A 601-nucleotide genomic window follows, 5' to 3' on the forward strand; every position below is an offset into this window, starting at 1 on the left:
TGCGGGATCCAGACCCTCGGGCGCCGCCGGGGCCTGCAACTGGTCGGTATAGGACTTGAGCGCATTCAGCTTCTCATCAGAGACCCGCAGGCCTACAGGCCCTGCCGGGTCACCCGCGGTGATATCCGTCGTGTCGCTGCTGACCAGGGGGATCTGATCTTCCAACGCCATCCCCTCGGAGAGCACGCCAGAGTCTTCCAGCACTTGCTGATAGCGTTCCGCGATTTCATCCCCAACAGGCCCCGCCAGTACGTTAAGAAACGCCTGCCCTTCTTCGGTGAGCAGACTGGTCGGATCAAGGGCCACCGTGTACACCAGATTGTTGAAGTCATTCAGACGGGCAAAAGACCCACTGTGCCCCCACGGCGCTGACAAGTCGGTGCGGAAAAAGGGCGGCACGTAGGTCGCATTGCCGATGCCGTCCGGTGTCGCATCAAAGGACGTCAGCGGGTAGTAACGAATGCCTGTGTCTTCGTTCACGCCTGTCAGATAGTCCCGGACAGCCTGATTGGTTGCCGCCACATCGCCGCCAGACGGTATCCCTGCGAAGTCGCCGTTGCCAATCGTCGCTCCCATCAATGAATCGAACTGAAGCTGTAAC

The 601-nt window shown here is 60.1% G+C and carries 1 pseudogene; it reads right to left on the minus strand.

Annotated elements, in window-relative coordinates:
• Positions 1-576 (minus strand): annotated as a pseudogene (locus tag A3754_RS01435) (hypothetical protein); the annotation flags it as partial.
• Positions 577-601: the final 25 nt, after the last annotated feature.

Source organism: Alcanivorax sp. HI0083, from assembly GCF_001635175.1.